Annotated in this window: 11 protein-coding genes; 2 read left to right on the plus strand and 9 right to left on the minus strand. The window is 46.6% G+C overall.

What is annotated here, in order from left to right:
- Positions 1-273 precede the first annotated feature (273 nt).
- Both BOO20_RS05775 and BOO20_RS05780 read left to right on the plus strand, forming a co-directional pair.
- Entirely contained in the window at positions 274-546 is a 273-nt protein-coding gene (locus BOO20_RS05775) for a DUF2442 domain-containing protein (RefSeq protein ID WP_076791294.1), read from the plus strand.
- A gap of 190 nt (positions 547-736) precedes the next feature.
- Positions 737-1,027: an addiction module antidote protein gene (locus BOO20_RS05780; protein WP_076791296.1), complete on the plus strand. Its 291-nt coding sequence runs from the start codon at positions 737-739 to the stop codon at positions 1,025-1,027.
- Positions 1,028-1,243: 216 nt separating this feature from the next.
- On the opposite strand, the gene BOO20_RS05785 is transcribed toward BOO20_RS05780, so the two are convergent.
- From BOO20_RS05785 to BOO20_RS05825, 9 genes are all read right to left on the minus strand, one after another.
- Positions 1,244-1,705, minus strand: a complete 462-nt coding sequence (locus BOO20_RS05785) for a hypothetical protein (RefSeq protein ID WP_076791298.1) — start codon at positions 1,703-1,705, stop codon at positions 1,244-1,246.
- 121 nt (positions 1,706-1,826) lie between these two features.
- A complete protein-coding gene (locus tag BOO20_RS05790) occupies positions 1,827-2,198 on the minus strand; it encodes a thioesterase family protein (protein ID WP_076791299.1) in 372 nt (123 codons plus the stop codon).
- A 165-nt stretch (positions 2,199-2,363) separates the two neighbouring features.
- Positions 2,364-3,086: an endonuclease NucS domain-containing protein gene (locus BOO20_RS05795; RefSeq protein ID WP_076791301.1), complete on the minus strand. Its 723-nt coding sequence runs from the start codon at positions 3,084-3,086 to the stop codon at positions 2,364-2,366.
- 117 nt (positions 3,087-3,203) lie between these two features.
- Positions 3,204-3,398 (minus strand): hypothetical protein, encoded by a 195-nt coding sequence (locus BOO20_RS05800; protein WP_198935425.1) that lies wholly within the window; start codon positions 3,396-3,398, stop codon positions 3,204-3,206.
- Positions 3,399-4,201: 803 nt separating this feature from the next.
- Positions 4,202-6,886 carry a DEAD/DEAH box helicase gene (locus BOO20_RS05805; protein ID WP_076791303.1) on the minus strand — a complete coding sequence of 895 codons (2,685 nt, stop codon included), beginning with the start codon at positions 6,884-6,886 and terminating at the stop codon, positions 4,202-4,204.
- Positions 6,886-9,021 carry a site-specific DNA-methyltransferase gene (locus tag BOO20_RS05810; RefSeq protein WP_076791307.1) on the minus strand — a complete coding sequence of 712 codons (2,136 nt, stop codon included), beginning with the start codon at positions 9,019-9,021 and terminating at the stop codon, positions 6,886-6,888. The genes BOO20_RS05805 and BOO20_RS05810 overlap by 1 nt, the downstream gene beginning before the upstream one ends.
- Before the next feature lie 316 nt (positions 9,022-9,337).
- Positions 9,338-9,751 carry a type II toxin-antitoxin system VapC family toxin gene (locus BOO20_RS05815; RefSeq protein ID WP_083694575.1) on the minus strand — a complete coding sequence of 138 codons (414 nt, stop codon included), beginning with the start codon at positions 9,749-9,751 and terminating at the stop codon, positions 9,338-9,340.
- The gene (locus BOO20_RS05820; RefSeq protein ID WP_076791304.1) at positions 9,730-9,963 is read right to left on the minus strand and encodes a type II toxin-antitoxin system Phd/YefM family antitoxin; all 234 of its coding nucleotides are present in this window, start codon (positions 9,961-9,963) and stop codon (positions 9,730-9,732) included. The genes BOO20_RS05815 and BOO20_RS05820 overlap by 22 nt, the downstream gene beginning before the upstream one ends.
- Before the next feature lie 76 nt (positions 9,964-10,039).
- Positions 10,040-10,545, minus strand: a 506-nt coding sequence (locus BOO20_RS05825) for a transposase (RefSeq protein WP_076791310.1), incomplete at its 5' end; no start/stop codon positions are given.

The following is a 10,545-nucleotide window of genomic DNA, read 5'->3' on the forward strand; positions in this document are numbered from 1 at the left end:
ATTTGACCGAACAGCGAAAAACGATTGTGGGTACAAATGGTTATGAAATAGGCCCCCGACCGGGAATAATCGTATCTCGATAACCTGATGGAACGGCGGTGATGATTTTGGGAGGGATCGCATTTCATGGATGATGCGATGGTGTGAATTGTTGCCTGTAGGGGCGAACCTGTGTTTGCCCTATACCGTATTTTTTCCATATATTACGTATAATTATTGTATAGACAAATCACAACACGCAATCAGGGCAATTGCCTTTGACATAGGAGAATAATGATTACACCTGATGTTGTTGCAGCAAGGTATATCGATAATTACCGACTGGAGTTGGTTTTTGAAGATGGCAAGAGGGGTATAGTTGATTTCTGTAAATATCTTGAAAAAGTCGGTGTTTTCGAGAAGCTGAAAAATCCTGACTATTTTAAAAATTTTTCAGTCAGTACAGAACTTGGCGTAGTGACATGGAACGGTGAGGTTGATATTGCTCCTGAAGTGCTTTATTCGGGAGCAACGGGAGTTGCATTGCCGGAATGGGTTGAGCTATGAAAACGATTACCGCTATCCCGGTCGAATCCATCAAATTTCATCCCTCTTTCCCCTAAAAGTATGTATATCAAAATGTAAACAACAAACTCATCGGACTCCCCTGCTTGTCAGTATCATCAATAACTGGGGACACAACAGCAAGACATTATTCGTGCTAAAGCACTTGCCCGTGAAATCAGGAACGGAAACTATGAACACTGTGACACTCCGGAATTTTGATCCGGTCAACTATCTCGACAACGATGAAATGATTGTCGAATACCTCAAGGTAACAGCAGAAGACCCAAATCCGGAGGTATTCCTTGCGGCACTGGGTGATGTTGCACGGGCGAAAGGAATGACTGAGATAGCAAAAAAAACAGGCCTTGGTCGTGAAAGCTTGTACAAGGTATTGCGTCCGGGAGCACATCCTCGCTATGAGACCGTAAAAGCTGTCCTCAAGGCAGTTGGAGTGGAAATGACATTCAAAGAAATTTCATGAGGAAAAAACAATCACTCGTGAGGCATCCTCTGTTATCCACTTCTCTCCTTTTTTCATAGGTGGAATACACCCTGCCTTCACTTCAATCAGCCAATACCGCTTCCAGGAGAACAACATCCTTGACTCTCATTGTAGTCGGGACGCCACGATGGCAACCGCGATGCGATGGCCGGGTTCGCTGCAGCGCATGGTTAGGCGGCAATCCAATCATTGTGATCAACGAACGAGCCACACAACCAACCCGACTACCCAAGCTATGCACGAAACGACGCTGAGTACATAGCCGGGAACATGTGATGCGATGCGAGCCGTGGGTGCAAACTCTCTCTGCTCGTCCTCTGCCGTTGGTAGCAAATACGGAAGCGCGTCGTCACCGCACATGGCCACCAGTTTCTTTCTGTACCAAGCTCGATATGCAAGCGTCCGTCGCAAGGAAAAGAAGCACAACGCTGAAAACGCCAAACCAAACAAGCAAGCGACAGGAATCAACCCGGGTGCTTTGCCGTTCAGTGAGAGAGACAGCACTGCAAGCAGCAGCGAATTGACGACAAATAGCTGTGAGAGCTTTGTATTCAGCATCTGGTTGTCAGCCGTCCAGAGGTCGTACAGCTTCTTCACAGTCTCAATCCTCTGTGGCGTGGGTGCTGCCTTCGCTTCGATTTCTGGTGGCTTAGTCATTGTGATGGGCGCGCTGCCGCCTAACGCTCCGGGTCAGCGACCTTGCGCCACTGACCTTCGATTGCCAAGCAGAGCGTCATCGCCAGGTTCGCTGCATCTGGTTTGTTGGGCCCTCCGGAGCCTAGGTGCTCATGATCCGATATAGGAGTCTTGTTGGTATGATGACCCGCTCATGTGAGGCGGTCGCAACGGTCTTGCCGTTGCTCCTTGCTTCAATCGCGAAGACCACTTCTCTCCTCTCGCGCTTCTGGATCGTCGAGATGATCTCCACGTCCTCACCGCGCCGCACCATCAAGTTGTGCTCTATGGATATCGCCCTACCGACTGTAATCTGACCTTCGCCCAAGTGCTGACGGATGTTCTTGGCGCTCGCGACTTCCATCCATTTCACGATGACGTACGTCCCAAGAACGCTTGGTAGAGAACTGTCGATCGCCGAAATGCAATCCCCGTCTCCTACGTGGAAGACCTCTGAGTATTCATCATTGACCATGTTTATTGAAACAATAAATCGAAAAGTGTGGCGGGTTCCAGTCCTGATTTATCTCGCCGATGGCGCGGCGCGTAGCGTCCGCGCCATCGTGGAGCTAACCCGACGCCCGTCAGGACGGCAGGGTTGAGCGCCTTGTTAGCCGCCGTCTGCATAACGCCTATTCCACTATTCCGGGAAAAACTGAAAGGAAAACTGATAGCGCATCAATGTCAAGTTTGGAACGACTTTGGCAGCAGCGCGTGCCCTTCTGTCGAACTCAGACGCTATCAAGATACCGCGAACCCGATCGGTTCCTTCCTCTTCCATCACGCTTCCGATGTAACTCAATATCTGAGCAACAGCCCTCTGCCCAGCCACCCCTGTCTTTAGCTCTATAACTACGGGTGTTGAATCGGAATCAACTGCTGTGATGTCTATATATCCGGTTTCAACCGAACGTTCTCGACCATTATCAGTAATGCGGAGCCCTTGTTCTATTTGGTCGATGTTCTTACGAACAGCAGCCTGCAAGTCTTTTTCAAGACCAATTGTTTGCGGCTGTACCTCAGGTTCGGGAATATCGACCACCGCCACATCTTCAGGCTCAAAGTTCTCTGCGTCATTTTCCAAAAAACGACGATACCGTCGGACGGCGTCACGGTATGACGCCAAGTTGTTATATACGTTTCCCTCAAAGGGAATTTTCGTTTCATTAGGCCTATTGTTTCGCCGATCTTGCGTGGTGTATGTCAGCGCTCGGACCACGCCCTCTAATCGATCCTCGGCGTATAGCTTATCGAGATCGCCATAGTGCTCCTCCACCCTCCCAGCCCTATGCATCTGGGCGGTGACAGTGCCGCCCTGGTAGTTCTGGGCCGTAAGCCAATTCCTATAGTTTTCAGTCTGCATAGTTCCCCACAAAGCAGTTAACGCCAGCGTTGTGCCGCGGCCGCCCGGTCGTCGGGCACCAACGCGTGGTTAGCCAGCAAACGTCCTGGCGAGGCTCCGCCACAGCGTTTCGGTCTCTCAATTCCCACGGGGTAATCGATACTCTATCGTCAGGCTGGCCCCGTTGCCCTTTGGCGGGACGTAGATGAACTGGTCACCGGGTTGCATCGCGCCGCGTAGCGCCGCACAGCAGCTCGGCATCCGGTGTTTCAGGCCGGGGTATCCGCCAACTTCGCGATGGAGGTCGCCTGCCTTTACTAGTAGACTCGTCACGCCTTCTCGCTCAGCCGCCGCGAAACGGTCGAGTAGAGTCTGTCGAAAGTCATAGGTCACGGCCCCCGATTGGGTGCGAGGTTCGCGAGGAATCGCCACTCGCTCACGCACGGACTTACCTCGCGATTCAGAGAGTGCTTCCACGTCGGCGGCCGGCATGTACTTCCTCCGCTTGCTCGCCACTCTCGCGCGTGACTCGACCGGAGCGCCTCGCCCATTCCAGATTGGTGTAAGGTTTGTGATCAGGAGCGCCTCGACGGCCTTTCGGTCCTCCGTGCTGTGAAACCACACTTGCGCGATGTAGCCACGCTTTGCTTCGGCGAGCACGCGCGAATTCAGCTTGCAATTGGTGCTCTGTCCGTCCTCATGACAATTCCGAGCGCTGATCAACCCGTACCCAGTTGAGCTAAATCGCGCCACGAGATCGGCGCACTCACCGATATATCGCAGCTCTTCGCCAACGACCACGGCATAAACACCTGCCGCATTCGGGGCCGCAGGTAGTCCAAACTTGCAGAATGGACCGGCGGAGTAGCGATTGGGGCGAACGCCTTCGGGTAGCGGATGGACATACTCTTTGAGCTGGCCATTCGCAGTGCGCTGAATTTCGAGCGGGCCAACGAGCCAGAAGCTGAATCCGCCGAAGTCTCGCGTGTCTAAGTGCATGGCTTGGGTTTGCTGGCTAACGGTTTGCGTTACCTGCGTGTGGGCGGGCGTGGACAATGCTTGGGAGCAGGAAAAACTCGAAGCGAGGAAAATGCTCGAAAATGCCGCAGAATCCCACACGTCAGGTGCACGCTTTGTTAGACCCGCTCTTTGTCTTTGTACTTCCTGAAATTATTTACGAGTTCGCCAAATGATTTCGGAGCGTACTTTTCAAATTCTTCTTCTTCGACAAAGACATAATCGAAGCGGATTTTATTTTGCGTGGCGTTTATATCTTCACACCATTTTTTCAAGCGTTCCATTTTTAGCGGAACGTCTAAATCTTCAAGCCCTTTTGTTTCGACAATGCAAATATCTTTCGGACTTGTTTTCACGATGAAATCAGGATAGTAGTTTGAAATATTCCCATCGGCATTGACGTAATCAATTCTGAAATTCACGGCAAAATAATTTTTTGCGTAGGAAATAATATCATCGCATTTTTCAAGGAATGAAGCGAACAATAATTCAAGGTGGCTGTCTCCAACAATTTTGTTGAAAACGCTTTTTTGTGCGATGAGATAACCTTGCTCTTTGACGACAAACGGGCGGGTTTGCCTGAGTTTGATTGAGTCGCGTATCTCTGCGCTTCCTTTATCTTGAACGGTCAATTCATTGATTTTCTTCTTGAAAGTTTCGACAATCGTTTTCGTGGCTTCAAGTTCTGAAAGATTGCGAATCGTGTTCAGGTCGTCAATATCAACGGCGGAAGTAAAAAGATATTGCCCGATAAATTCCTTTACTTTTCCATAAAGAACATCGTACCCGCTGACAAGGCGCAAGTCTTTCATAATCACTTGGGCAAAGTAGCCAATCACGCTTCGATAATCTGTAACGGCGGCGGAATCAAGATAAGTGCTGTGATTAATTTCGCCCGTTGTAATATCCTTGAAAATAATCTCGCGCATTTCTGCTTCGGAAAATTGTTTGTATTCAACTTTCTTATTGCCAAAGGAATCAAGCGCAAGGTCTTCAAGCCGTTTGTATTCGCGGTAAATGCGCGGAGTGAGAACGGGAATTTCAATATCGAGTTTATCAACATCTTTTTTGACATTCTCGTTATCCACTTCAATAATAATGGGCGCGTGTGCGGCTGTGCCTGCTCCCATTGGTTTCCGTTCCAGTTCCACGCCTTCGCTTTTGATGGATTCGACAAAATCCATAAATGGCTCTGTTCCAACTACGCTTACATATTCGGTTGTGTCTGCCCCAAGATACATTCGGCGCAAGCCGCGCCCTAAAGTTTGTTCGGGAAGAATATTGCTTTTTGAAGCATACGCCCGCAAGCCTACAATGGTTGTCACGTTTCGCACGTCCCAACCTTCTTTGAGCATTAACACAGAAACAATCACTTTATACGGGCTGTCCCATGTGTCAATCTGATTGGATTGCTTGCGAAGTAACTCTAATTCTTCCTTGCTTTTCTTTGAATCTGATTCTGAAATTTCGCCGTTGTTGTTGGTGTGAATGACAAGTACAGCGTCTTTGAAATCTGGGTAAGTGCTTTCCAAATACTCTGCAACATCATCACAGTTTTTTGTATCATCGGTCATAACAAACATGACGGCTTTCTTGCCAAGTTTTTCATGTTCGGGATAAACCTTGCGCCATTCTTCCACGCCAAGATGAATGTAATCGCCGTATTTTTCCGTAAATTTTGAACTCTTTTTCTCGACAAGTTTTGCGCGGCTGGCGAAGTCGGGAAGAACGGGATGTTTCACCACGTTTTGAATGATGGCTTCAACTAACGGATAATCACAAACGGTCTGAACGAAAATCGCGCCGTTGTTGTGTTTCGGTGTGGCGGTCACATCCAGTTGCAACGATAGAAAATGGTCTTTCTGCTTCAAGCGGTTGTGAATATCTTGAATAGACTTGAACCATGCAAGTTTGCTGTCGTGGATGTGATGCGCTTCATCGTTGATAACTACCAACTCGTCAATTTCGCGTACAATCACTCCCAAATCTATTTTTGATTCATTGGTCTTGCCTGTGGGACGTGTGCCTAGAAAATAATCTTCGAGATTCTCGTCATCGAAACTTGGCTCGATGTCGTTTCCCGCATAAACTCTGTGAATGTTGGTCAGGAATAGATTTCCAGTTTTGCGAACAATGGAAACATCATCTTGAATGTGCAGGGTCATTTGAAAATCATCCTGCCAGTTTTGACCTTCGTACCCGTTATCAGGTAAAAGCGGGTCTTGGAAGAAAATTTTCAAGCCGTCAAAGTCTGTCCGCAAGCGGTCAAGCACGATGATATTGGGAGCAACCAATAAAAAGTTTGTGGCGAGTTGCGAATCTTCTTCATAAAGTTTGTGGAAGTAGCACCATGTAATGAAAAGACTCATCACTTTGGTTTTACCGCTGCCCGTTGCCATTTTTACGACAAGCCTGAGCCAATCTTCATCGAACATACCTGTTGAAACTGCGCCTGACGAATCGTAGCGCATGAGGTCATATTTATCTTTGACTTTTGCCACTTCGTACAAATAGATGACCGTTTCAACGGATTCACGCTGGGCAAAATAATATTGAAATTCTTTCAGGTCTTCGCGGATGTGCTGACGGTTGAACCACCAATTTAATAAGGCTTTGCTTGTCCCGCTTGCGCCTTCATATTGATTCTCGCGCCATGTTTTTACTTCTCTGCGAATTTTATTGACAAACGGTGGTACAAGTTTGTCATAGGCAGAATCGCGCAAATCTTCATCGGCGGGAAACCAACGATGTTCAGGATTCAAAACTTCATAAGGTGAAGTGGGGAATGCGGGGTGAATTGCCATTATTTGCCTGTCACAGTGACATCTAAAATTTTCATGGTGTCGTTGCCGAAAATATCCACAACCTTGACGGCAATCTTGCGCCGTCCTGCGGGGACTTCGTGCGGCGGGGTTTTGAGTTCAAGCGAACGGTCTTTCTTGGTGCGGAAGGATTGCCATTCATTTTCAAAAATAAAATCGCCTGTCCAGATTTCTTCAAAAATCGGTAAACCTGCCTGTGGATTTTCCATGCCTTTGAGCGTGACTTGTTCCCCTGGGGCAACATCGGTTCGGACTCTGACAATCTCGCGCTTGTTTTCAAAGTCAAAATCCACCGCCCAATAATCAATCCAATCTGTCCATTTCTTTGTAAGGATTTCACGGGTGATAATGCCCGCTTTATCCTTTGAGACTTTGATAATCGCCCCGTTTTCCACCACGATTTTGTTGCCGCCATCTTTCAAGGAAGCGGAAGCGTTTTCGACAGAATCTTGGGAATAGAAAACGGAGAAGTCGGCCAGTTCCACTGCGATAGTATTCTTTTTGACAATCGGCTTGACTTCGATATAAGAAACATCGTGAAAGACAACTTGATTCTTTTCGATGGCGCGTTTGTCAAAGACTTCACGCGGAATATATTTGAGCGCAAGGTCAATGCCTTTGGATTTGGCTTCTTCCTGCACGTTGGGAAACAAGCCCATTTCAAATTCAAAAGCGAGAATATCCACGCGGGAAATATGCTTTTCTCGGCACTCCAAAATGATTTCTTCTACAAATAAACGGGTGACAGGTAAATTGACCGAACCTACCGCCACCATGCGCCCTGACTTTTTGCCGTGAAAAGTGCGGAAGTTTTCAACGATTTCGGCTCGATATGCGCGGAGAATCAAGGCAATAAAATCTTTCTCGCGTTGTTCGAGTTGTTTCTTTTGTTCTTCTTCTCGCAGATTGAGATTTACGCCGATATAATGCGCCCGTTCATACTTGCCCAAGTTGAGAATTTCAAAAGCGCGAAAATCCTTACCTTCCTTTTTCAATTCTCTCTGAACGCCAATCATGCGCTTGCGCGTGGTGTGAATGGCAAACTTGCCTAAATCTGAACCAATCCATTTGCGGTTGAGTTTTTCGGCAACGGCTAAAGTCGTGCCAGAGCCACAAAAGAAATCTGCAACAATGTCATTTTCGTTGGATGAAGCGTTGATAATGCGCTCAAGCAAATTTTCATTTTTTTGGGTTGCATAGCCTGTTTTTTCAGAAGAAAAACTCATAATCTGAATTGAATCCATCTTGTCAGCTTCGCTACAATTCCATGTATCTTCAATTGGATACCCAAGTCCTTCCGGTTTTTTTCCATCTCGTCTTACATAATCATCTGCGTAAGGTATGTATTCTTTATTGAAAGTAAAGCGCTCATTACTTTTGGTATAAAAAAGAATCGTTTCGTGGTTGCGTATCCAATTTTTTGCTTTGGTTTTATAGCCAGACAACCATCCGATTCTCCAAACAATCTCACGCTGAAAGTTATCTTTCCCAAATATTTCATCTATTAATAGCCGCAAATAGCCGCTTACTCTCCAATCACAATGAACATAAATACTGCCATCGTCCGCAAGTAAGTCGCGCATGATAATCAGGCGTTCATAAATCATGGCAATAAAACTGTCCGCGCCTTTTCCCCAAGTATCGCGGTAGGCGAGTTCTTCTAATACATTTGGTCTTTTTGTGAAAGTGTCATCGCCAATTTCAATATCCATTGAAAAATCTGCGCCGACATCGAAAGGCGGGTCAATGTAAATCAGTTTGATTCCGCCATTCTTTTCAATTTCTTCACGCATGGCGCCATTTTTCAAAGACGAAAGAATTAACTTGTTATCGCCCCAAATGAGTTTATTTGTCCAACCTGACTTCTGCCTTCCGCGTGTGTCGAACATGGACATTTGTAAAGCGGTATCGGCTAATTTTTCGGCGCGTGGTTCGTCCACCTGCTCAATGACTTGAAAAGGCAAAACGATATTTGTCACTTCGTTACTTTTGCCGTTCCAAATCAATTCCACTTCGCGCTTATCGTCAAATAGAAGAAAACGATATTTATCGGGCAAAGGTCTGTCCGATTCGAGGAGTTTTAGAATTTCGCGTTTTTCGTTGTCAGTGAGTTTCATAATTTCCCAATTATAAGACAAGGATAGCAAGGAAGGGTCTAACAATAATTAGATGGATCCGCCTAAACTGTAGATTTTTGATTTATAACCCATATAAGACGCTATGTACATACAATTCAAAATGCTGCTAATTTCATGCATAAAAAACAGTTATCGTATTGAATCGATTTTATTTTTGCTTCTTAGGCGGATCGGCATAACAACACTGCTTTGTGCCTTATATGCAGGAAGCTGACGAGGTTAATATACGCAGTATTTCGCTTTATTCCACTGCACGCATAACGTTTGTTGATTATTTGGCAGAGCTTTTCTCAATTCACCAGATCGTATGAAGCATCGGGGCGGCCCGAAGGTTGCGATCTGCGGTTAACAGCGGAGTTTTTGTCACAAGAGAAGATGCGCTGATGATTCTGTCTGCCGGATCACTGTTGATTGTTGCGGGAAGGGTTGCAGAGAGCTGCGCAATTTCCGGAGTGATTTCCTGAAAAACATAATTGTTTGCTGCCTTGAGCAAATCAATCAACTCAGAGTACGATAAATCGATTTCAACTCTCTTTTTCTTCATGAGCATGGCAATTTCCCACAAGGAAATTGAGCAGAAAAGTATCCCATCTGAATCATTGGCCTTTTGTAATGCAGATTTGGCCTTATTGCTCAGCAATTCCGGCTGGAGGGCATCCCATAGAATGATGTGCGTATCAACGGTGATCACTCTTTCCCTGCCTCCCATTGTTCATCAACAGGTGAAAGCACGTCGTGCAGAACCGCCGTTCCGGAAATCTCCTTCAGTTTCAAGCGTGCAATCTTTTGCGTGTTTACTGGAGGTACAATATGGGCAACTACTTTGCCCATTGAGGTAACCTCAACTGTTTCACCATGTTCAACGCGTTGCATCACTTTTTTCAGGTTGGAACGCAACTCACTCACCGCAATGGTCGCCATTATATTTCCATTTATCTATTAACGTACAACCCTATTGTACAAAATGAATGGCAATTTTCAAATGGTTTTGCAGCGTTCAGTTTACGACGTACAATGAATCCGAAACCCAATTTGCAGGATTGTCGCGGATATATTCCCTGATGCGATTCAATTCCGGTTCGTTACGGATGATGTGTTCCCAGTAATTACGTTGCCATACGTCATGGACATTTGTGTTTTGACGCATCCATGTTGTAACCCCGATTTTGAACCCACGAACAATGGAACCGATGGTTTTTGATGTGCCCTGTGGCCGTCGGGCCTGTAGGGGCGTTATTGGTGGTTGTCCTCGCAGGTTGGGCAAAATTGTGTGTAAGGGCGAAAAATTTTTCGCCCCTACGGATGAAATACCAACGGATGGTGAATCGGCAATAACCACAATCCCGTGAACATGATTGGGCATAACAACGAATGCATCCAATTCAACATGTGGAAAATGCACAGGTATTTCATTCCAACACCGTTCAACCATCCTCCCGGCATCGTTCAAATGCATTTCTGCATCGGTAATTTGACCGAACAGCGAAAAACGATTGTGGGTAC

The sequence above is a fragment of the Chlorobium sp. KB01 genome (genome assembly GCF_001975465.1).
In the GTDB taxonomy this organism is placed as follows: Bacteria; Bacteroidota; Chlorobiia; order Chlorobiales; family Chlorobiaceae; genus Chlorobium.